General features: G+C 71.4%; 20 protein-coding genes. 4 read left to right on the top strand and 16 right to left on the bottom strand.

Translation table 11 applies throughout. The annotated features are described in order from the left end of the window. Positions 1–9: 9 nt before the first annotated feature. The gene (locus HS041_RS23930) at positions 10–1,260 is read right to left on the bottom strand and encodes a class I SAM-dependent RNA methyltransferase (protein WP_196443043.1); all 1,251 of its coding nucleotides are present in this window, start codon (positions 1,258–1,260) and stop codon (positions 10–12) included. 59 nt (positions 1,261–1,319) lie between these two features. Then, positions 1,320–3,407 carry an APC family permease gene (locus HS041_RS23925; RefSeq protein WP_196443042.1) on the bottom strand — a complete coding sequence of 696 codons (2,088 nt, stop codon included), beginning with the start codon at positions 3,405–3,407 and terminating at the stop codon, positions 1,320–1,322. Positions 3,408–3,525: 118 nt separating this feature from the next. On the opposite strand from HS041_RS23925, the gene HS041_RS23920 reads away from it, so the two are divergent. After that, entirely contained in the window at positions 3,526–4,191 is a 666-nt protein-coding gene (locus HS041_RS23920) for a potassium channel family protein (protein ID WP_196443041.1), read from the top strand. Further along, the gene (locus HS041_RS23915; protein ID WP_196443040.1) at positions 4,191–4,850 is read left to right on the top strand and encodes a potassium channel family protein; all 660 of its coding nucleotides are present in this window, start codon (positions 4,191–4,193) and stop codon (positions 4,848–4,850) included. The genes HS041_RS23920 and HS041_RS23915 overlap by 1 nt, the downstream gene beginning before the upstream one ends. 86 nt (positions 4,851–4,936) lie before the next feature. Here HS041_RS23915 and HS041_RS23910 read toward each other — a convergent pair whose 3' ends face one another. From HS041_RS23910 to valS, 7 genes are all read right to left on the bottom strand, one after another. Beyond that, entirely contained in the window at positions 4,937–5,611 is a 675-nt protein-coding gene (locus tag HS041_RS23910; RefSeq protein WP_196443039.1) for a DUF3159 domain-containing protein, read from the bottom strand. Between the two features lie 38 nt (positions 5,612–5,649). Continuing rightward, positions 5,650–6,042 carry an OB-fold nucleic acid binding domain-containing protein gene (locus HS041_RS23905; RefSeq protein WP_196443038.1) on the bottom strand — a complete coding sequence of 131 codons (393 nt, stop codon included), beginning with the start codon at positions 6,040–6,042 and terminating at the stop codon, positions 5,650–5,652. Between the two features lie 48 nt (positions 6,043–6,090). Further along, a complete protein-coding gene (locus tag HS041_RS23900) occupies positions 6,091–6,765 on the bottom strand; it encodes a DUF3710 domain-containing protein (protein WP_196443037.1) in 675 nt (224 codons plus the stop codon). A gap of 59 nt (positions 6,766–6,824) precedes the next feature. Next, positions 6,825–7,268, bottom strand: a complete 444-nt coding sequence (dut, locus tag HS041_RS23895; protein WP_196443036.1) for a dUTP diphosphatase — start codon at positions 7,266–7,268, stop codon at positions 6,825–6,827. Then, positions 7,265–7,819, bottom strand: a complete 555-nt coding sequence (locus tag HS041_RS23890; RefSeq protein WP_196443035.1) for a PaaI family thioesterase — start codon at positions 7,817–7,819, stop codon at positions 7,265–7,267. The genes dut and HS041_RS23890 overlap by 4 nt, the downstream gene beginning before the upstream one ends. 40 nt (positions 7,820–7,859) lie before the next feature. Beyond that, entirely contained in the window at positions 7,860–9,128 is a 1,269-nt protein-coding gene (locus HS041_RS23885; protein WP_307845438.1) for an AI-2E family transporter, read from the bottom strand. A 424-nt stretch (positions 9,129–9,552) separates the two neighbouring features. Beyond that, positions 9,553–12,123 (bottom strand): valine--tRNA ligase, encoded by a 2,571-nt coding sequence (gene valS / locus HS041_RS23880; RefSeq protein ID WP_196443034.1) that lies wholly within the window; start codon positions 12,121–12,123, stop codon positions 9,553–9,555. A gap of 88 nt (positions 12,124–12,211) precedes the next feature. Here valS and HS041_RS23875 point away from each other — a divergent pair, with 88 nt between their 5' ends. Continuing rightward, positions 12,212–12,508, top strand: coding sequence for a DUF4235 domain-containing protein (locus HS041_RS23875; RefSeq protein ID WP_196443033.1), 297 nt, complete (start codon positions 12,212–12,214; stop codon positions 12,506–12,508). Between the two features lie 82 nt (positions 12,509–12,590). Here HS041_RS23875 and HS041_RS23870 read toward each other — a convergent pair whose 3' ends face one another. The 5 genes from HS041_RS23870 to HS041_RS23850 all read right to left on the bottom strand — a co-directional run bounded on the left by HS041_RS23870 (position 12,591) and on the right by HS041_RS23850 (position 17,679). Beyond that, the gene (locus HS041_RS23870) at positions 12,591–13,964 is read right to left on the bottom strand and encodes an alpha,alpha-trehalose-phosphate synthase (UDP-forming) (protein ID WP_196443032.1); all 1,374 of its coding nucleotides are present in this window, start codon (positions 13,962–13,964) and stop codon (positions 12,591–12,593) included. Positions 13,965–14,016: 52 nt separating this feature from the next. Then, complete coding sequence (locus HS041_RS23865) at positions 14,017–14,847, bottom strand: hypothetical protein (RefSeq protein ID WP_196443031.1); 831 nt, start codon at positions 14,845–14,847, stop codon at positions 14,017–14,019. Positions 14,848–14,929: 82 nt separating this feature from the next. Further along, entirely contained in the window at positions 14,930–15,229 is a 300-nt protein-coding gene (locus HS041_RS23860; protein ID WP_030914836.1) for a DUF4193 domain-containing protein, read from the bottom strand. A 271-nt stretch (positions 15,230–15,500) separates the two neighbouring features. Further along, positions 15,501–16,973, bottom strand: a complete 1,473-nt coding sequence (locus HS041_RS23855) for a sensor histidine kinase (RefSeq protein WP_307845437.1) — start codon at positions 16,971–16,973, stop codon at positions 15,501–15,503. A 52-nt stretch (positions 16,974–17,025) separates the two neighbouring features. Continuing rightward, on the bottom strand, positions 17,026–17,679 hold the full coding sequence (locus tag HS041_RS23850) for a response regulator transcription factor (protein ID WP_196443030.1): 654 nt from the start codon (positions 17,677–17,679) through the stop codon (positions 17,026–17,028). A 243-nt stretch (positions 17,680–17,922) separates the two neighbouring features. Here HS041_RS23850 and HS041_RS23845 point away from each other — a divergent pair, with 243 nt between their 5' ends. Further along, positions 17,923–18,087, top strand: coding sequence for a hypothetical protein (locus HS041_RS23845; RefSeq protein ID WP_176728563.1), 165 nt, complete (start codon positions 17,923–17,925; stop codon positions 18,085–18,087). Positions 18,088–18,165: 78 nt separating this feature from the next. Here HS041_RS23845 and HS041_RS23840 read toward each other — a convergent pair whose 3' ends face one another. After that, a complete protein-coding gene (locus HS041_RS23840; protein ID WP_196443029.1) occupies positions 18,166–18,960 on the bottom strand; it encodes an inositol monophosphatase family protein in 795 nt (264 codons plus the stop codon). A 138-nt stretch (positions 18,961–19,098) separates the two neighbouring features. After that, a complete protein-coding gene (locus tag HS041_RS23835) occupies positions 19,099–21,060 on the bottom strand; it encodes a S9 family peptidase (protein ID WP_196443028.1) in 1,962 nt (653 codons plus the stop codon). Between the last annotated feature and the right edge of the window lie 78 nt (positions 21,061–21,138).

Here is a 21,138-nt window from a genome sequence, read left to right as displayed (position 1 = left end):
CCCGGCGGACTACTGCTGGACCAGCAGGGCGACGCTCTCCACGTGGCTGGTCATCGGGAAGGCGTCGTAGGCCCGCAGCTCGGCCAGGCGATAGCCGCGCTCGCCGAGCCAGGCGAGGTCGCGGGCCAGGGTGGCGGGGTCGCAGGAGACGTAGACGATGCGGGAGGCCCGAAGGTCGGCGATGCGCGCGGCGACCTCGCGGCCGAGCCCCGTGCGGGGCGGGTCGACGACGACCAGGTCGGCGCGCTCGATCCCGTAGCGGTCCAGGGCGCTCTCCACGAACCCCCGGCCGAACCGGGCCTGCGGCAGGTCCCGGAGGTTGCGCTCGGCGTCACGGATCGCGACGGGCTCGGACTCGACGCCGAACACGGCTCCGTCGGGTCCGACCGCCTCGGCCAGGGATGCCGCGAACAGGCCGACGCCGCAGTAGAGGTCCAGGGCCCACTCCCCCGGCTTGGGGTCGGCGAACTCCATGACCGTGGCGAGCAGCGTGGCGGCGGCGCCGGGGTGGATCTGCCAGAAGCCGCTGCCGGTGACCTGGAAGTCACGGCCGCCGACGCGCTCGGTGACGTGGTGGCGGCCGTGAACCGTGCGGGTGCGTCCCCTGCCCTCGTTGACGAAGACGGCCACGTCGTCGTCGAGGTCGGGCACGGCCACCGTACGGCGGGGCTTGGGGGCCACCACGACGGCCTGGTCACCGGCCGAGGAGGCGATGACCTCGACCGTGGAGGCGCCGCGCCAGTTCATGACCTCGGCGCCGACGTTCTCCACCTCGGGGTGGGCGATCAGGCAGGCGTCCACCGGCTCGATGTCGTGGGAACGGTGGCGGCGCAGGCCCAGCACGCCGTCGCGGTCGGCCGCGAACTGCACGCGGGTGCGCCAGCCCAGGCCGTCGGGGGCTCCCGGAACCTCCTCGACCCTGCCCTTCCAGTCGATCCCGGCCAGGCGGCGCAGTTGCTCGGCCACCACGTCGGTCTTCAGCCGCCGCTGCGCCTCCAGGGAGGCGTGCTGCCAGTCGCATCCGCCGCAGCGACCGGGACCGGCGAAGGGGCAGGGGGCAGGGACCCGGTCGGGAGAGGCGTCGAGGATCTCCACGGCGTCGGCCCGCAGGAAACGCGTGGTCTCCTCGGTGACCTCGGCGAGGACGCGCTCGCCGGGGAGCGCGTGCCGTACGAACACCACCCGCCCCTCGTGGCGGGCCACGCACCAGCCGCCGTGCGCGACCGGTCCCACCGTCAGTTCAATCGCCGTCGTCCCCATGCGTCCCCGTGTCCCGTCGTGTCGTGCCTCCCTGCCTCCGCAGAGTCGTCTGTGAAAGGTTATGCCTTGCCGCCGCCGTCTCGCGCCGCCCCGTCACGGGCCGTGCCTTCACGGGCCGCGCCGGGCCGTGCGTCCTCGTGCCAGGAACGGCGGACCGAGCCGGGGGCGAAGGGCTCGGGACGGCCCTTGAGCCGGTCGGAGGAGTGCAGCTGCCACGGCACGCTGATGACCATCACGCCCGGCTGGAAGAGCAGCCTGCCCTTCAGCCGCAGCGCGCTCTGGTTGTGCAGGATGTGCTCCCACCAGCGGCCGACGACGTATTCGGGGATGTAGACGCTCACCACGTCGCGCGGCGATCGGCGGCGCAGCGACTTGACGTACTCCAGGATCGGCCGGGTGATCTCCCGGTAGGGAGAGTCGAGCGTCTTCAGCGGCACCGGGATGCCCCGCCGCTCCCACTCCTCCTGCAGCGCCCGCGCCTCGGCGCCCTCCACGCCCACGGTGACCGCCTCCAGGGTGGACGGCCGGGTGGCGCGAGCGTAGGCGAGGGCACGCAGCGTCGGCTTGTGGATCTTCGACACGAGGACGACGGCGTGGTTGCGCGCGGGCAGCGTCGCCTCGTCCACCTGGGAGTCCTCGTCCACGGAGAGCTCGCGGGCGATGTTCTCGTAGTGGCGGTGGATGCCCTTCATCATCAGGAACAGCAGCGGCATGGCCACGCAGACGATCCACGCGCCGTGGGTGAACTTGGTGAGCAGCACGACCACCAGCACCAGGCCGGTCATGACGCCGCCGAAGAAGTTGATGGCCCGGGAGCGCTGCATCCCCAGCCGGATCCTGGAGTCGGTCTCGGCCCGCATGGTCCGGCTCCAGTGCCGGACCATGCCGATCTGGCTGAGCGTGAACGAGACGAAGACGCCGACGATGTAGAGGTTGAGCAGGCGGCTGACGTCGGCCTGGAAGCCCCACAGCAGCAGGCAGGCCCCCGCCGCCAGGATGACGATGCCGTTGGAGAAGGCCAGCCGGTCGCCCCGGGTGTGCAGTTGCCGGGGAAGGAACCGGTCCTGGGCGAGGATCGAGCCGAGCACGGGGAAACCGTTGTAGGCGGTGTTGGCCGCCAGGAACAGGATCAGCGCGGTGACCGCGGCGACGGCGTAGAACAGGATCGACCCGCTGCCGAAGACGGCCTCCGCGACCTGGGCGATGATCGGCTGCTGGTGATAGTCGATCCCCGCGGGATGGCCGTTGATGAGCACGTCCCGGGCGGCGTAGGCGGGTTCGGCGAGTTTGACGCCGGAGGCCAGGCCCAGCGTGATGATGCCGCCGAACATCGTCACCGCGATCAGGCCCATCATCAGCAGCGTCTTGGCCGCGTTCTTGCTCTTGGGCTTGCGGAAGGCGGGCACGCCGTTGCTGATCGCCTCGACGCCGGTCAGCGCGGCGCAGCCGGAGGAGAACGCGCGCAGGACCAGGAAGACGGCCGCGAAGGAGGTCAGGTTCGTCTGCTCGGCGACGATCTCGTAGGCGGCGGTGGGCGCGCGCAGCTCGTCGCCCAGGACGGACAGCCGGAAGAACCCGTAGACGATCATGCCGAGGACCGCGGCCATGAAGGCGTAGGTGGGGATCGCGAAGGCCATGCCCGACTCGCGGACGCCGCGCAGGTTCACCAGCGTCAGGACGCCGACGATGGCGATCGCGACCAGGGGCTTGTGCTCGGCGACGAACGGGATCGTGGCGCCGACGTAGTCGACGCCGTTGGCCACCGAGACGGCGACGGTGAGCACGTAGTCGACCATGAGTGCGCTGGCCACGGTGAGACCGGCGTTGCGTCCCAGGTTGACGGTGGCCACCTCGTAGTCGCCGCCGCCGCTGGCGTAGGCGTGCACGTTCTGCCGGTAGGACGCGACGACCGTCAGCATGACGACGATGACGGCGGCGGCGACCCAGGGGCTGAAGTTGTAGAACGACAGACCCGCCAGCGAGAGGATGACGAGGATCTCCTGAGGAGCGTAGGCCACCGAGGAGAGCGCGTCGCTGGCGAAGACGGGCAGCGCGATCCGCTTGGGAAGGAACTGCTCGTGGAGCTGCGTGCTCCGCAGCGCACGCCCGATGAACAGGCGTTTGGTAACGTCCGTGGCTTTCGGCACGTCTGCCGATGCTAGTGGCCCGTCTCTCGTCCCGCTGACGCGACGCTCCAGAGGCGGGCCATACTGGCTGGGTACATGGAGGAAACGAGATCCGCCTCGACGCGACCGGCGGGGGAGCATGCATATCGTGATCATGGGGTGTGGCCGGGTGGGTTCGACCCTGGCGCACATCCTCGAGGATGGCGGCCACTCGGTCGCGATCATCGATCGGGACCCGCAGGCGTTCCGCCGCCTGCGGGCCGGGTTCCGTGGCCGCAGGGTGACCGGGATCGGCTTCGACCGCGACGTCCTGGAAGAGGCCGGCATCGAGTCCGCCGGCGCCTACGTGGCGGTCAGCAGCGGCGACAACTCCAACATCATCTCCGCCCGGGTCGCCCGCGAGACGTTCGGCGTCGACAACGTGGTGGCCCGCATCTACGACTCCCGGCGCGCCGAGGTCTACCAGCGCCTGGGCATCCCCACCGTGGCCACGGTCCGCTGGACCGCCGACCAGATCCTGCGGCGGGTGCTGCCCGAGGGCGCCGAGCCACTCTGGCGCGACCCGACCGGCTGCATCATCCTGGCCGAGGTCGTCTACCACCCCGGCTGGATCGGCACCAGGACCAGAGACCTGGAGGAGGCGGCCGGGACCCGGCTGGCCTTCGTCAACCGGATGGGCGAGACCCTGCTGCCCCGGCACGACTCCATGGTGCAGGAGGGCGACATCCTGCACGTCATGGCGGCGGAGAACGACATGGACCGCATCAGCAAGGTGCTGTCCGGAGCGCCGGAGGAGGAGCACTGATGCGCGTCACCATCGCGGGCGCGGGCGCGGTCGGCAGGTCCATCGCCGCCGAGCTCCTGGAGAACGGCCACGAGGTCCTGCTGATCGACGCCGACCCCAAGGCCATCAAGATCGATTCGGTGCCCCGGGCGGAGTGGCTGCTCGCCGACGCCTGCGAGATCTCCTCGCTGGACGAGGCGGGACTGGCCGACTGCCACGTGGTCGTCGCCGCCAGCGGCGACGACAAGGTCAACCTCGTGGTCTCGCTCCTGGCCAAGACCGAGTACGGCGTGCCGCGCGTGGTCGCCCGGATCAACCACCCCAAGAACGAGTGGCTGTTCAACGAGTCGTGGGGCGTGGACGTCGCCGTCTCCACCCCGCGCCTGCTGAGCGCGCTGGTCGAGGAGGCGGTGAGCGTCGGCGACCTGGTCCGCCTGATGACCTTCCGCCAGGGCCAGGCCAACCTGGTCGAGCTCACCCTTCCGGAGAACGCGCCGGTGGTCGGTCAGCGCGCCGGCTCGGTGCCGTGGCCGACCGACACCGCGCTGGTCGCGATCCTGCGCGAGGGCCGGGTGCTGGTCCCCACCGCCGACGACCCCCTGGAGGCGGGCGACGAGCTGATGTTCGTGGCCAGCCAGGAAGTCGAGGACGAGCTCGCCCAGCTCCTGTCCCCGCACTAGAAAGCGCCGGGGCCCGCCTGCGGCATATCGCGGGCGGGCCCCTGCGCGGGATCCGGGAGGCCTCCGGACCGATCCGGAGACCGGGGTCAGGAGGACGCGGGCCGGACCGGGGTGCGCCCGCGGGTGAGCACCCACACCATGGCGCCGAGGGCCGCGATCTGCAGCGGCCACCCCATGACGATCTTGAGGATGCCGAGCTGGGCCACCGCGCCGTTCCCGCCGATCAGGTAGACGGGCGCCTGCACGGCCACCCGGACCACGCAGGGGATCATCAGCAGCCAGGTGAGCCGGGAGCAGAGCCTCACCACGGCCGGGTCGTTGCGCCAGGCCGTGGGATCGCCGGTGACCGAGCCGATCAGGAAGCCGACCACCGGCCAGCGGGCGACGATCGAGACCAGCATGGCCACGGAGTAGGCCGCGTTGTAGAGGATGCCGGGCAGGTAGACGTCCTTGGCCTCACCGGTGCGGGAGGCGAAGAACCAGCCGATGCCGATGCCGATCAGGCTGTTGATCACATACTGCGGCGTCGAGCGCTGGACCAGCCGGGCCAGCAGCAGGACCACCGCCGTCGAGGCGCTGATCAGCAGCGAGCGGTGGAGTTCCTGCGTGGTGACCCACATCAGGGTGAAGACGGCCGTCGGAACGGCCGCCTCGATGACGCCCCGGATCCCGCCGAACGCCTTGGCGAGCTGGGCCCGGATCGCGGCCTCCACCGTGTCGTGCGCAACGGCCTGCTCGGTGGCGGTCGTCTTCTCGCTCATCGTCATCCAGTCACCGGTTTCCGGGCTCGTCTTCTCGCTCACGTCCCGTTGGCCGGGCGCAGCTCGTATCGGGGGTTGAACATCACCTTGCGGCCATCCTGCATGCTGACGAGGCCCTCGGCCAGCACCATCCGCCCCGGCTCGATGCCGACGATCCTCCGGCGGCCCAGCCAGATCAGGTCGATGACGTCCGAGCCGTCGTAGAGCTCCGCTTCGAGCGCCGGTGCACCGCCACGAGGTCGCAGGGTCACCGTCCGCAGTGTACCGGTGACGCAGAAGCGGCGACGCCCACCGCATGAGGCGATGGGCGTGGCGCCGTGCCGGTCGAGGTCCTGCTGCAGTTCGTCGGCCTCCAGCTCGGCCTGGCTCGTCGCCAGTCGCTGGAAGAATCCTCGCAACCCGCGCTTTCTATGCGGTTCCTGCGAACTCACGACCTCTCCTTCACGAACGTGTCGAATCAGCGTACGCGATCCGGCACGTCAGCGGAGCTCGGCGATCTCCGGCCCGCGCTCGAAGGGGTTGAGATCGGCCGCGCTGCGTCCGGCTGCCCGGCCGTCCACCGCCTGCCTGGCCTCGGGCGGCAGGCGAAGCTCGATCAGCTCGTGCGGGGCCATCGGCCCCTCTCCCCGGACCACCACGATGTCCCTGACGACGTTCTCCAGGGTCTCGGCGATCCCGGCGTCGAGCGCGGCCCGGCCGCTGATCGCCGCCCGCAGGAACCAGCGCGGCCCGTCGACTCCGAGGTAGCGGACCGGCTGCGTGAGCCCCTTGTCCGGGACCTGCGCGGCCAGCTCGGTGCCGAACGGCCCCTGGCGCTCCTCCGCGGTGCCGCCGGCGTTCTTCACCGCCGCGGCGAGCTCGCCGCGGACCTCGTCCCAGATGCCGGTCTTCTTGGGGGCGGCGAACGCCTGAACCTGCAGGGCGCTCTCCTTGAACAGGACGACCGCGCCCGCGATGCGCTCGCCGTCCAGGGTGAGCTGCACCTCGAACCCGGCATCGACCGGCAGGCGCAACCCGCCGAGGTCGACCCGTTCCCGCTCGGGATGCGGCTCGGCGGCGTCCCACGGACCGGATTCGCGCGCGGGAACCTCCTCCGCCCGCTTCACCTCCTCCGCGGGAGCCGGGGTCTCCTTGCCACGGCGACGTCCGAACATCTTCCTCACACTCCTTGACGATTCACTGGCGGCCCGCGGGCCCGCAGATCACTGGCGGATCAACGGCCCGTGGACCCGAACCCGCCGGCGCCGCGCGCCGATCCGGGCAGCCTGTCCACTTCGTGGAACGCGGCCCGCTCCACCTTCTGGATCACCAGCTGCGCGATGCGGTCGCCTCTGCGCAGCCGTACCGCGTCCTTGGTGTCGGTGTTTATCAGGGTCACCCGGATCTCCCCCCGGTAACCGGCGTCGACGGTGCCGGGGGCGTTCACGAGGGTCACGCCGTGCTTGGCGGCCAACCCGGAGCGCGGGTGGACGAAGGCGGCGTATCCGTCGGGCAGGGCGACGGCCACCCCGGTGCCCACGACCGCCCGCTCTCCGGGCGGCAACTCGACGTCCTCGGCGGCGTACAGGTCGGCTCCCGCGTCGCCCGGGTGCGCGTAGGACGGCAGGGGCAGCCCGGCGTCGAGCCGGTGGATCAGCACCTCGACACTGCGGGTCACGGGTTCACCTCGTAGTCATGATGCTCCTCGAGGATGGCCTGGGCGTCACCGTGCTTGGCGAAGTGCTCCATGCCCACCTCGATGAAGAGCGCGGCGGCCCGCACGGCGACCGGGCCGTCCGGAGCGCCGATGCGTCCCTCTGCCTCAAGATATGCCTTCCGGCCCGACATCCCGGTGCACCAGGCGCGCAGGTGAAGGGTGGTGCCCACCGGAACCGGCGCCAGGTAGTCGGTCTCCAGCCGCCCCGTGACGTAGGGGCGCTGGAACAGCCAGACGGACATGCCGATGACCTCGTCCATCGCCGCGGCCAGCACGCCGCCGTGCGCGAGGCCCGGCGCGCCCTGATGCGCCTCCCCCACGACGAACTCGGCGGCCACCGAGACTCCGTCAGGGGTGGTGGCGACCAGGTGCAGACCGGTCGGGTGCTGATCGCCGCAGCCGAAGCAGCGGCTGTAGTGCGAGCCGAGCGGGGTGCCGGGAGCGGGCGCGCCGGGAAGCGGCTCCGGGAGCGTCGCCCCGGCCGGGGGTGTGGTGATGGTGGAACGGGTCACGTGGGAGAACGTTACCCGCTGGGCTGGGACGATTCCTCACTCACCGGGGCCCGGGCCTCTGGGGCGGCGTGGCGGGATCCTGCGCCGCCGTACCGGGGTCTTCCGGATCCGGTGTGCCGGGAGGCCGGGACGCCGCCGTGCCGGAGCCCGGAGGCGGCGCCCCGGCCTCCGCCTCCGGCGCGAGGTCCGTCGGCGGTGCGGGGGTCACCGGCTGCGGGCCGACGTCCCCTTCCAGCAGCGGCCCCGTCCCCGGCGGGAGGGCGACCGGCGGGTCGCTCATGAGCTCGGGCAGCGCCCGGTAGATGACCGCCGCGATCGGGACCGCCACGGCGGCCCCCGCGATGCCCGCCACGATGCCGCCCCCGGCCAGCACCAGGATGATCGCCAGGGGGTGGAAGCTCAGCGCCCGGCCGACGATCAGCGGCTGCAGCACGTGGTTCTCCAGCTGCTGCTCGACCATCAGGATGCCCACGAAGATCAGCGCGTAGATCGGGCCCTGGGCGCCGAGGGTGACCAGCGTGGCGACGGCCCCGGCGAAGAAGATCCCGACGATCGGGATGAAGCTCGCCAGGAAGATCAGCACCGCGAGGGGCGCCCAGAGCGGCACTCCCATCCCTGCGAGCACGATGCCCATGATGACGCCGTGCACCGCCGCCACCGCGACGGTGCCCTGCACGTAGTGCGAGAGCGTCACCCAGGCGGCCCGCCCGGCCCGGTCGACCCGGGGCGTGGCCGAGCCGAACGCCTTGAGGAACCAGGACCAGATCCGGTCGCCGTCCTTGAGCAGGAAGAACGTCACGAACAGCAGCAGGACGATCGAGGCGAGCACCTCCAGCGCCACGGTGGCGCCGGTGAGCACGGTCTGCTGCTGGGTGACCTGCGCGGCGATGTCGTCGATCCACTGGTTGATCTGGGTGGGCTGCAGGTGCAGCGGGCCGGTCTGCAGCCAGGTCTGCACCTGCCTGGCGGTCTCCTGCACCTGGCTGACCAGGCGGGGGAACTCGTCGTTGGCCCGGACCCCGATGATCCACCCGGTGCCGCCCAGCACCGCGAGCGCGATCAGCATCGTGACCCAGGTCGCGTAGATCGGCCGCATGCCCGCCGCCCGGAGCCGGCGGGTGAGCGGGAACAGCAGCGCGGTGAGCAGGAACGCGATGGCCACCGGCAGCATCACGATCCGCAGGGCCGCCACGCCCTGCGCGACGTAGGACACCGCCCAGCCGATGATGATCAAGCACAGGCTCCATGCGGCCAGGCGGAGCAACGTGCGCGGCACCAACTGCGTGAGGGGTTTCCTGTCCGGGATCACGCGCTCCAGACTGTCACGCTCCGGCCGCGAACGCGCGTGGTTATCGCCCCAGGCGTACCGGGGGGAGGCCAGGCCCCCCGGGCCGGGAGAAGACCCGGCCGCGCGGGCCGGTCCTTCCCCGTGCGTCCGGATCAGCGCTCTCCCGGCGGCCGGGAGATCACCCGGTCATCGAGGTAGCAGTCACAGTTGCCGCACCCAGGCGTCATCCTCTGTCCTCCCTCACCTTCGACGTCTCGACCGTACGCCACACATCCGGTGCGGCGGCCTGACCGGAAAGGCCAGAGTGCCGTTCGCGGAGGGCCGCGCGGTGAGTGCGGCGGCGTTCGCGGGCCCGCCCGCCACGCGGTCCGGGACGGTCAGGGGGCCGGCCCCGTAGCGTCCCGGGCACCCGGCCGCCTGATCCGCGGCGCCCGGGCCCCGCGGATCAGGCGAGGACGACCTCCACGGTCAGGTCCCCATCGCCCGGTTCCAGGACGAACTCCTCGATGGCACCGGCACCGCAGAGGTCGTCCTGCGCCTGCCGTACGAGGCCGGCTCCGGCGCCGGTGACGGTCAGCCGGGAGACCTCGGCGCGCATCGAGAGCCTGGCGTCGGACTTGGCCCTGCGGATCCGGCCGAGGACCTCCGCCACGGCGGGCAGCAGCGCCGGGTCGCCGCCCCGGCCGTCCGGCGCGGGCCAGGCGGCGCGGTGGATCGAGCCCTCGCGCCACCAGGACCAGACCTCCTCGGTGACGAACGGCAGGAACGGGGCGAAGAGCCGGAGCATGACGTCCAGCGCCTCGCGCAGCGCGGTGTGGGCCGAGCGGGCGCCGGTGTCGCCGGAGCCGCCGTACGCCCTGGCCTTGACCAGCTCCAGGTAGTCGTCGCAGAACTCCCAGAAGAACCGCTCGGTCCGCTCCAGCGCGCGGGTGTAGTCGTAGGCCTCGAACGCCTCGGTGGCCTCCCGGACCACCTCCGCCAGCCGGGCCAGCATCGACAGGTCGAGCGGCTCGGTGACCTCCGCGGGCGGCTCCGGGCCGTCGAGGATGTCCCCGGGCACGGGCGCGCCGAAGCCGAGGACGAACTTCGAGGCGTTCAGGATCTTGATCGCCAGGCGACGGCCGATCTTGATCTGACCGGTGTCGAAGGCCGTGTCGGTGCCGGGGCGCCCGCTGGCCGCCCAGTAGCGGATCGCGTCGGAGCCGTGCTCCTCCAGCAGGCCCATCGGCGTGACGACGTTGCCCTTGGACTTGGACATCTTCTTGCGGTCGGGGTCGAGGATCCATCCGGAGATGGCCGCGTTGCGCCAGGGCAGCACGCCGTGCTCCAGGTGCGCCCTGGCCACGGTCGAGAACAGCCAGGTCCTGATGATCTCGTGGGCCTGCGGGCGCAGGTCCATCGGGAAGACGCGCCGGAACAGGTCCTCGTCCCGCTCCCACCCCCCGGCGATCTGCGGGGAGAGCGAGGAGGTGGCCCAGGTGTCCATGACGTCGGGGTCGCCGGCGAACCCGCCGGGCTTGCCGCGCTGGTCCTCGGTGTAGCCGGGCGGCACGTCGGTGGACGGGTCCATCGGCAGCGCCGACTCCTCCGGGACGATCGGCGCGGAGCGGTCGGGCTCCCCGTCGTCGTCCAGCGGATACCAGACCGGGATGGGAACGCCGAAGAACCGCTGGCGGGAGATCAGCCAGTCGCCCGCCAGGCCCTCCACCCAGTTGTCGTAGCGGACCTTCATGTGCGGCGGGTGCCACGACAGCTCCGCGCCCCGCTCCAGCAGCGCCGCGCGCAGCTCCCGGTCCCGGCCTCCGTTGCGGATGTACCACTGCCGGGTGGTGACGATCTCCAGGGGCTTGTCGCCCTTCTCGTAGAACTTCACCGCCCGCCTGACCTGCCGCGGCTCTCCGTCCATCTCCCCGGAGGCGCGCAGCAGCTCCACGATCCGCTCGCGGGCGCCGTGCGCGGTCTTGCCCGCCAGCTCGGCGTACGGCTCCGCGGGCACGCCGTCCGGGGGCTCGGGCAGCATCCGCCCGTCCCAGCCGATCACCGCCCGGGTGGGCAGGTCGAGCTCCCGCCACCAGACGACGTCGGTGACGTCGCCGAAGGTGCAGATCATCGCGATGCCCGAGCCCTTGTCGGGCTCGGCCAGGTGGTGGGCGAGGACCGGGACCTCGACGCCGAACAGCGGGGTGCGGACCATGGTGCCGAACAGCGGCCGGTAGCGCTCGTCGTCGGGATGGGCCACCAGGGCGACGCAGGCCGGGACCAGCTCGGGCCGGGTCGTCTCGATCCACACCCGCTCCCCGGACGGCCGCGTGAACGCGATCCGGTGGAACGCGCCGGGCCACTCCCGGTCCTCCAGCTCGGCCTGGGCGACGGCGGTGCGGAAGGTGACGTCCCAGAGCGTGGGCGCCTCGGCGACGTACGCCTCACCCCGGGCGAGGTTGCGCAGGAACGCCCGCTGGGAGGCCGCCCGCGCGCCGGCGTCGATGGTGGCGTAGGTCATGGTCCAGTCGACCGACAGCCCCAGCCGCCGCCAGAGCTCCTCGAACGCCTTCTCGTCCTCGGCGGTGAGCCGCTCGCACAGCTCGATGAAGTTCCGCCGGGAGATCGGGATCTGCTGCGGTTTGCCCCCACGGCCATGGGGACGCTGTGCGAGCGGGTCGAATTCCGGATCGTAGGGGACGGAGGGGTCGCAGCGCACGCCGAAGTGGTTCTGCACCCGGCGCTCGGTGGGCAGGCCGTTGTCGTCCCACCCCATGGGGTAGAAGACCTCGCGACCGCGCATCCGCTGGAATCGGGCGATCGTGTCGGTGTGCGTGTAGGAGAAGACGTGGCCGACGTGGAGGGAACCGGAGACCGTCGGCGGCGGGGTGTCGATCGAGTAGATCTCCTCCCGCGTGCGCGAGCGGTCGAAGCGGTAGACGCCCTCGGCCTCCCAGCGGCCTACCCATACAGCTTCCAGGCCGTCGAGAGTCGGTTTCTCGGGCATGGGCGCATGGCGCGGTCGCTGATTCGTCATGCCACCGTATGGTATGCCTTCACATGATCCACCGCCGAAGCAGACTAGTGTTCGTTACCTGAGGGGAATCGTCGAGGGAGGAACACCCGTGGCTTCCGAGAAGGAGAAGCAGGACATGGCCTGGCGGGCCATCGGCGGCGTGGTGGGCCTCGCCACGGCCTGGGCCGCCAAGAAGGTGCTGGGACTCGCCTGGGAGAAGGCGACCGGCAAGAAGCCCCCGGCCGACAGCGACTCGCTGGAGGTCGGTCTCGCCGAGGCGATCGGCTACGCCGTGGTGATGGGCGTGGGCATGCAGGTGGCGCAGATCGTGATGACCCGCACCGCCAGAAAGCGCTACGACGCGTGGAGGGCGATGAAGGAGACGGCCAGGGAGATCGCTTCCTGACCTCTTCCCGGCGTGCGGCCCGGCGGAGGCACGGCCCCGCCGGGCCGTGCCTCCGCTTCGGAGACGGGCCGCGCCCGGCGGGTCAGGACTCCAGGGACTCCAGGAAGCTCTTGGCCCAGTGGTCCACGTCGTAGGTGGCCACCCGGCGGCGCAGCGAGCGCATCCGCCGGGACAGGTCGTGCGGCGTGGCCCGCATCGCGGCCAGCATCGTCCGCTTGAGCCCGTCGATGTCGTAGGGGTTGACCATGAAGGCCTGCTTCAGCTCGTCGGCCGCCCCGGCGAACTCGCTGAGCACCAGCGCGCCGCGCAGGTCGTGGCGGCAGGAGATGTACTCCTTGGCCACCAGGTTCATCCCGTCCCGCAGCGGCGTCACCACCATCACGTCCGCCGCGAGGTAGAGCGCGGCCAGCTCGTCGCGGCCGTAGGACTGGTGCATGTACTGCACCGGCTGCGAGCCGAGCTCGCCCTGCTCGCCGTTGATCCGGCCGACCTGCAGCTCGATCGAGTCGCGCAGCCGCATGTACTCCTCGACCCGCTCCCGGCTGGGCGTGGCGATCTGCACGAAGGCCGCCTCCCCCGGCTTGATCGACCCCTCGGCGAGCAGTTCGCCGAAGGCCTTCAGCCGCTGGCCGATGCCCTTGGTGTAGTCGAGCCGGTCCACGCCGAGCAGCACCTGCTCCGGATCTCCCAGCTCCCGGCGGATCTCCTCCGCCCTGGCGATGATGTGCGGCTCGCGGACCAGGGAGTCGAGCTCGCTGAAGTCCACGGAGATGGGGAACGACTCGGCCCGCACCACCCGGTCGTCGACGTAGAGGTCGTGCTTCTGGTACTGCAGGCCGAGCGTCTTGCGGCAGAGCCGGATGAAGTTGGACGCGCCGCCGGGGCGCTGGAAGCCGACCAGGTCGGCGCCGAGCAGGCCCTCCAGGATCTCCCTCCGCCAGGGCAGCTGCTGGAACAGCTCGCCCGGGGGGAACGGGATGTGCAGGAAGAACCCGATGCGCAGGTCGGGGCGGAGCTTCCTGAGCATCGCGGGGACCAGTTGGAGCTGGTAGTCCTGCACCCACACGACCGCGCCGGGGGCGGCGGCCTCCGCGGCGGCGTGGGCGAAGCGCTCGTTGACCAGGCGGTAGGAGTCCCACAGGACACGGGAGTAGACGGGGGTGGCGACCACGTCGTGGTAGAGCGGCCAGAGGGTGGCGTTGGAGAAGCCCTCGTAGTAGAGCTCCACCTCCTGGGCGGAGAGCGGCACCGGGATCAGGTGCATGCCGTCGTGCTCGAAGGGGTCGAGCCGTTCGTCCGGGGCGCCGTGCCAGCCGATCCACGCACCCTCCCGGCGCTGCAGGACGGGAGCGATCGCGGTGACCAGTCCGCCGGGGCTGCGCCGCCACATGTCCTCCCCGACCCGGTCGACGGGCAGGCGGTTGGCGACGATCAGGAACGAGCTGGAGCCCGGCACGAAATCCTCCTGGGAGTCGACTTTCCTAGTCAACTACCCGAAAAAAGCCTTTTTATGATGCTCCAGGGGGAAGTGCCCGGTGTCTGCGGAGATCAACACGGACCGTCTCGGCGAGTTTCCTGGTGGCCGCGCGGTTCAGGGCGCCACCGGCCACCGCTCCGGTCAGGAAGGGGCCGAGCGTGGTGAGGTGCCGCCCGAGCGTGCGCATGAGCCTGTTGCGCAGGGCGGTCTTGGCGGCGGTGCCGAGGGCGATGGTGACCGAGGCGGGGGTCACGGGGTCCACCCCGCGCTGCTTGGACCAGGCCATGGCGAAGGCGACGGCGCGCTGGGCCCCGGTTCCGGGCACCTGCACGCCGTACACCTCGTGGAGCTCGGCGATGAGTTTGACCTCGATCGCGGCGACCACCAGGGTCTCGGCCACGAGCTGGGCGGGGGCGGACAGCAGCAGGGGCGGGGCGGCGAACTCGGCCGCCGCGAGGGCGCCTCCGATCGCGCCGACCGCCATGGTGGCCTTGGCCGCGGTGCGGGCGAGGTCGTCGGCCAGCGCCTCACCGATGAGCCCGTGATGGTGCGCGGAGAGCGTCTCCAGGTCGCGGATGGGGATGCGGGGCGCCACGGCCATGAAGACGTCGGCGAGCCAGCGGCCCCGGCCGGTGCCGGACGCCTTGGCCTTCTTCGACCCGGTGGCCAGCGCCTTCGTCAGGCGGCCGAGCAGCCGCCGCCGCTCGGCGCCGTCCATCTCGCCGGATTCGGCGAGCCGGCCGACAAGCTCGGCGACCTCCTGGTCCGTTTCCCGGACCAGGTCGCCGCCCGGCCTGCCGGCCGACTCCGCGGCCGTGGAGTCGTCCGGCGCCGCACCGGTCTGACTGTTCTCAGACGACATGTCGCGGAACCTCCTCAAGGCTGTCCTACGGCCCTACCCGTCCATGGGGGGACACACATCGGACAGGCCGTCGGAACGGTCGTCAGGCCGCACACTCCCTGCAGATCTGCTGGCCGTTCTTCTCGACGGCGAGCTGGCTGCGGTGGTGCACCAGGAAGCAGCGCGCACACGTGAACTCGTCAGCCTGGCGAGGAATCACCCGGAGCGAGAGCTCCTCGTTCGACAGGTCCGCACCCGGCAGTTCGAGCGACTCGGCGAGGTCGGTCTCGTCGATGTCGATGCTGCCCGAGGACTTGTCGGTACGGCGCGCCTGCAGTTCCTGAAGACTGTCCTCGCTGAGGTCGTCGTCAGTCTTGCGCGGACTGTCGTAGTCGGTAGCCATCGGTCTGCTCCATCCCCCTCATCTATCTGTCTGCGCTCGCTCGCGCGTTGTAACGTACGAGAGGCCCGTCTTGTGCCCGATCCGGCAGAGAGATTCCTGCTTCGGTACCCCGCCGGGACGGACGCTGAACCTCCCTACACGTGAGGGACCTGCCGCCAACAGGCGTGGTTAGCCAAATATGGCGAAACACACAGCATTGACGGCATGCACCACCGTGTTCGACGGCACATCCAACCACATGTACGGCGGGAACGAGACGCTCCCCGCCGGATCAACGCGGCTGAAGTCTCACGGTGACCACGAGACCGCCCCCGTCTCTGGGAACGGCGGTCACGTTGCCGCCGTGAGCGCGCACGACCGCGCGGACGATGGACAACCCGAGACCCGCCCCCTTGGCCGAATCGACCCGGTCGGCGTTGAGCCGCCGGAACGGCTCGAACAGGCTGTTCACCTCGTACGCGGGCACGTGCGGCCCGGTGTTGGCCACCTGAACAACCAAGGCACCCTCCACCATTCCCGTCCGAACCCATACACGTCCCGATTCGGGAAGGTTGTGCTTGATCCCGTTCTCGACGAGATTGGACACGCACCGCTCCAGGAGGACCGGGTCGCCCACGGTCCCGGCGCTCTGGAGCTCGGCGGCGACCGTGACGCCCGCCTCCTCCGCGCGCGGCAGAAGCTGCTCGACGGCGGTCTCGGCCACGTCCTTCACGTCCATCGGCTTGCGCACGCTCAGCTCGCGCTCGCTGCGGGCCAGCAGGAGCAGGCCCTCGATGAGCCGCTCGTTGCGGGCGTTGACCTCCAGGAGCGTACGGCCCAGCGCCTTGAGGTCCTCCGAGGCCTCGGGGTCGCCCAGGGCGATCTCCAGGACCGTCCGGTTGATCGTCAGCGGGGTGCGCAGCTCGTGCGAGGCGTTGGCCACGAACCTGCGCTGCGTGTCGAAGGCGATGTTGAGCCGGGTGAGCATGGCGTCGAAGGTGTCGGCCAGCTCCTTGAGCTCGTCGTCGGGGCCCTTGAGGTCGATGCGCTCGTGGGCGAGAGTCGAGTCCGAGAGTTTGCGGGCGGTGGCGGTCATCTGCTGGACCGGCTTGAGCGCGCGGTCGGCGACGACGTAGCCGATGATGACCGCGATGATGCCGACGCCCAGCAGCGCCAGGAAGGAACGCGTGAGCATGGAGCTGCGCGCCTTGTGGATGGCGACCTGCTGGTAGTAGTACCAGCCCTGCTGCAGTTCCTCCGCGGTCTCGGGGGAGACGTTGTCCAGGTTGAACGGGAACGACGGCCACGCGTCGTCGATGGCCCAGGCGACCATCACGTACATCAGGAACAGCAGCAGCGCGCCCGCCACGAAGAACAGGGCCGCGTAGGTGAGCGTCAGCCGCCAGCGGATGCTGACCCGGTCGGTGACCCTCTTCACCTGGTCGAGGAGGGACGGCCGCAGCGGGGCGGCGCCCACCGGGGGCGGCCCGTCCCACACCGGCGGGCCGCTCGGCGGCGGGTGCCGTACGGCGTTCTTCCCCGCGCCGCCGGGCACCCCGGCTTCCGGCGCGCCCTCTCCCGGTGCGCCCGCGCCCGGCACCGCCGCACCCGGCCCCGTGGTCTCCCGCCCGCTCTCCCCCGCCGCCGGGTGCGGCCCGCGCTCCCCGCGGCCGGAGTGCGGGCTGATCATCGGGTGGGTCGGCGCCGAGTGCCGGTCCTCGTCCGGGGGGACAAACGTCGGCCGCTCCTCCGGCCCGCCGCTCACGGAGTCCTCCTCGCGGGCTCCGGCCGCACGCCGTACTCGCGCTCCCGGCCGCTCACAGCTTGTATCCGACCCCGGGCACCGTCTCGATCACCTGCGGCTCGCCCAGCTTCTTCCGCAGGGTCATCATCGTCACCCGCACCACGTTGGTGAACGGGTCGATGTTCTCGTCCCAGGCCTTGTCCAGCAGGTCCTCCTGGCTGACGACCGCGCCCTCTGCGCGCATCAGCTCCTCCAGGACCGCGAACTCCTTCTTGGTGAGCGTGACCTCCTCGCCGTTCCTGGTCACCAGCCGCTTGCCCGGGTCCAGACGGACCCCCGAGCGCTCCAGCACCGGCGGGAGCGCCGGGGCCGAGCGGCGCCCGAGCGCCCTGACCCGGGCGACGAGCTCGATGAACACGAAGGGCTTGGCCAGGTAGTCGTCGGCCCCCAGCCCCAGGCCCTCCACCTTGTCGTCGACATCGCCGGAGGCGGTCAGCATCAGGATCCGGGACGCGCTGCGCTCGGCCACCAGGCGGCGGCAGACCTCGTCCCCGTGGACCTTGGGCAGGTCCCGGTCCAGGACGATCACGTCGTAGTCGATGTAGCTGGTCCGTTCCAGCGCGCCGGCGCCGTCGTAGGCGACGTCCACGGCCATGGCCTCACGCCGGAGCCCGGTCGCGATCGCATCCGCGAGCACCCGCTCATCCTCAACCACAAGCACCCGCACGGTCTCTGGCACCTCCCGTGAAATCCGCCGGACAGCCGCTGGAACGGCTCCTCATTGTCACCCCACCCCCCGTAAGCCGGCGGTAAGGCCCCGGGAGGTGGTGCTGCTGCCCACGATAGGCACACCGCTGTGGCATCCGACACACACAGGTTTCTCCCAGGTTTAGGAAAACCCTCCGCATGGGTACAGACCGACCCAGTCCCTTTTTCGACCGCACTTCACCCCCATGAGAAAGAAGGTGAGATGGGCGAGTTCACGACCACGATCGAACACCGCCTCGACCAGGCCTACAGGAACCTGCAGGAGGCCAGGTCCACTGGCGACGACTACCTCGCCGACACGCTCACCGCCGAGATCGAGGACCTCCGCCGTCTCGCCACCGACAACGGCGTCCCGCTCCAGCGCTGACGAACGCACCAGGGCCCCGCGTCCCCGTCCGGGGATGCGGGGCCCTGCCGCGTCTGCGCCCTGCCGGGCGCCCCGCCGTCAGGCGTCGCGTTCGGGATCCAGCGGTGCCAGCAGCTCCTGCAGCTCCTCGAACAGGCCCGGCGCCGCGCAGACCGTCAGCTCCGGATTGGCCGGCTTGCCGTTCAGCCCGCCGACCCTGGCGCCGGCCTCCGCCGCGATGAGGCCCCCGGCCGCGTAGTCCCAGTCCTGCGGACCGCGCTCGTAGTAGCCGTCCACGCGCCCGGCGGCGACCGCGCACAGGTCAGAGGCCGCCGAACCGCTCCGGCGGATGTCGCGCACCCGCGGCAGCACGTGCGCGAGCACCTCCGCCTGGACCGCCCGCCGCCCGGGCTCGTAGCCGAAGCCGGTCGCGACCAGTGCCCGCTCCAGCGGCACGCCGGTGTTGCAGCGCAGCCGCTCACCGGCCAGCCAGGCTCCCTCGCCCCTGGCCGCCGTGAAGACCTCGCCGCGGGGCACGACGTTGACCACGCCCGCGACGATCTCCCCTTCCACCTCGACCGCGATGCTGACCGCCCAGTCGGGCAGGCCGTACAGGAAGTTGACCGTGCCGTCGATCGGGTCGACGATCCAGCGGACCCGGCCGTCGCCGGTGGCACCGCCCTCCTCGCCGAGGACCGCGTCATCCGGCCGGGCCTCCTTGATCCTGGCCCGGATCAGCTCCTCCGACGCCCGGTCCAGCGCGGTCACCACGTCGGTGGGGCTGGACTTGGTGGCCAGCACCTCGGGCCGCTCGGGCCGCTTGGCCAGGAGCATCTCCCCGGCCTCGCGGGCGATCCGCTCGGCCAGTTCCAGATAACCCGTGGCAGTGCCCATCACGACGACTCCCCGTCTCTCACTCGTCTCACGGCCCCATCGTCTCCTGCGGGCCGCTCCGTCGCGCTCACGATTGCGCCCACGGTCGTTCACCGCTCCTCACCCGCTCCGCTCGCTCCGTCGCGCTCACGATTGCGCTCAGGACAGGGAGTCCGGCCGCTTCCACTCCTGGCCCAGGACGTGCTGCGCCAGGAAGGCGAGCACGGTCTCGTACCAGACGACGGCGTTGCCGGGCTTGAGCACCCAGTGGTTCTCGTCGGGGAAGTACAGGAACTTCGACTCCACGCCCGAGCGCTGCAGGTCCCACCACAGCCGCAGTCCCTCGCCGATGGGCACGCGGTAGTCCTTGTCCCCGTGGATCACCAGCATCGGCGTGGTGATCTTCTCCAGCGACAGGTGCGGGGAGAGCTTCTCGTACAGCTCCGTACCCAGCTCGCCGAACTCGCGCCGCCAGTACATGGCGGCGTCGGTGGTCCCGGCGAACTGGTCGAGGTGCCAGAGCGAGGCGTGGGTGACGATCGCCTTGAAGCGGTCGGTGTGCCCGGCGACCCAGTTGGCCATGTAGCCGCCGAAGGAACCGCCCATCGCGGCCGTGCGGCCGGCGTCGACCTCGGGCAGCTCGAGCGCGGCGTCGGTGACCGACATCAGGTCGGCGTGGGTGCGCGGTCCCCAGTTCGCCCAGCCGCGCCTGATCATCTCCGGGCCGTAGCCGGTGGACAGGCACGGGTCGGGCAGCAGTACGGCGTAGCCGTGCCGGGCCATGATCCACGGGTTCCACCGCCAGGACCAGTCGTTCCAGCTCGCCAGCGGGCCGCCGTGGATCCACAGCAGCAGGGGGGCCGGGTTCTCGGCGGAGGCGCCCTCGGGCAGCACCAGCCAGGCCCGGATCTCCACCCCGTCGTCGGCGGTTACGGCGACCTCGGTGAGGGTGCCGGGCAGCTCCAGCTCGGGGGTGGGAGAGGGGAGGTCCTCGGTGCCGCCCGCCGCAGTGATCCTGACCGGGCCCGCCGGCCGGTCCACGGCGCTGCGCAGCGCGTACAGGGTGCCGTCGGGGGCCGCGTTGAGCGAGGAGTAGGCGCCGTCGCCGGGGGTGAGCCGCACCGGCTCGGAGCCGTCGGCCGGAGCGCGGAAGACCGGGCGGCGGCCCCGGTGGTCGGCGATCACGTAGAGGGAGGCCGAGTCCGGGGCCCAGGCGACCTCCGTCGGCCAGAGCCCGCCGCCTGCGGCGTGCCCCTCTCCGGTGGCCAGGTCGACGATCCAGAGTGTGACCTCGGGGATCGTCCGGGTGTCGGCGTGGCTGGAGCGCACGCAGGCGACCAGGCGGCCGTCGGGCGAGATCGCCAGCGGCCCCTCGAAGTCGTGGCCGTCCTCGCTCGCCAGCACCCGGCGGGCCCCGCCGTTCGAGGTCTCGATGGCCACCAGCTCGGAGCGGACGTCCCCGCCCGGCAGCGGGACTGTCCAGGTGACGACGGCGGTGGACCCGTCCGGGGTGACCTCGTAGGAGGCGTTCGTCAGGGCCCCGCCCGGCTCCGGGGTGAGATCCATGACATCGGTCAGCCGGTCCTCGCCGGCCGTACCGGAGAACAACCGGGTCTCACCGGGTCCCAGGTCGTGGTCCCAGTGGCGCACCGGGTAGCCCTCGTGCAGGATCGCGCCGATCCCGGCGTCCTTGCGGGCCTTGCGCCGCTCCGCCTCGGTCGACTCGTCACCGGGGAGCACGTCCGAGGCGAAGACCACGGTCGGCCCGCCGGTCGCGAAGCCGGTGATCCCGCCGGGCCGGGAGGCGACCTGCCGGGCCTCGCCGCCGCCGGCGGGCAGCAACCACAGTGCGGAGACCTCCTCGTCGGGGTCCTTCACGGTCGGGTCGGGGCGGCGCGAGCCGAACAGCACGTCGCCCGCGGCGGTGAACTCGGCTCCCGCCTCACCCTTGAGGGATCTGGTCAGCCGGTACGGCCTGCGCCCGTCGAGGGGGATCTCCCACAGGGCCGTCCCGTAGGACTTGCCGTCCGGGTTGAGCGCCTGCACCACGCCCACCAGGCGGTTCCCGTCCGGCGAGAGCCGCAGGGAGGTCAGCCGGGGGACACCGACATAGTCTCGCATGTCAGAAAAAGGGGTCACGTTCCCGAACCTACCTCTCCCACCCGTCCCGTTCGCCTCTCCATGCGGGGAATCGCGTCC

This window comes from Planomonospora sp. ID67723 (assembly GCF_015711605.1).
Classification (GTDB): Bacteria; Actinomycetota; Actinomycetes; order Streptosporangiales; family Streptosporangiaceae; genus Planomonospora_A.
This window is presented reverse-complemented; position numbering and strand designations above follow the sequence as displayed.

Bases quoted from the DNA above. Each gene is read 5' to 3' on its own strand.
- HS041_RS23840 (WP_196443029.1), bottom strand. From the start codon at position 18,960: ATGGGCACTGCCACGGGTTATCTGGAACTGGCCGAGCGGATCGCCCGC.
- HS041_RS23930 (WP_196443043.1), bottom strand. From the start codon at position 1,260: ATGGGGACGACGGCGATTGAACTGACGGTGGGACCGGTCGCGCACGGC.
- HS041_RS23865 (WP_196443031.1), bottom strand. From the start codon at position 14,847: ATGTCGTCTGAGAACAGTCAGACCGGTGCGGCGCCGGACGACTCCACG.
- HS041_RS23920 (WP_196443041.1), top strand. From the start codon at position 3,526: ATGCATATCGTGATCATGGGGTGTGGCCGGGTGGGTTCGACCCTGGCG.
- HS041_RS23915 (WP_196443040.1), top strand. From the start codon at position 4,191: ATGCGCGTCACCATCGCGGGCGCGGGCGCGGTCGGCAGGTCCATCGCC.
- HS041_RS23910 (WP_196443039.1), bottom strand. From the start codon at position 5,611: ATGAGCGAGAAGACGACCGCCACCGAGCAGGCCGTTGCGCACGACACG.
- valS (WP_196443034.1), bottom strand. From the start codon at position 12,123: ATGACGAATCAGCGACCGCGCCATGCGCCCATGCCCGAGAAACCGACT.
- HS041_RS23835 (WP_196443028.1), bottom strand. From the start codon at position 21,060: ATGCGAGACTATGTCGGTGTCCCCCGGCTGACCTCCCTGCGGCTCTCG.
- HS041_RS23860 (WP_030914836.1), bottom strand. From the start codon at position 15,229: ATGGCTACCGACTACGACAGTCCGCGCAAGACTGACGACGACCTCAGC.
- HS041_RS23900 (WP_196443037.1), bottom strand. From the start codon at position 6,765: ATGTTCGGACGTCGCCGTGGCAAGGAGACCCCGGCTCCCGCGGAGGAG.
- HS041_RS23845 (WP_176728563.1), top strand. From the start codon at position 17,923: ATGGGCGAGTTCACGACCACGATCGAACACCGCCTCGACCAGGCCTAC.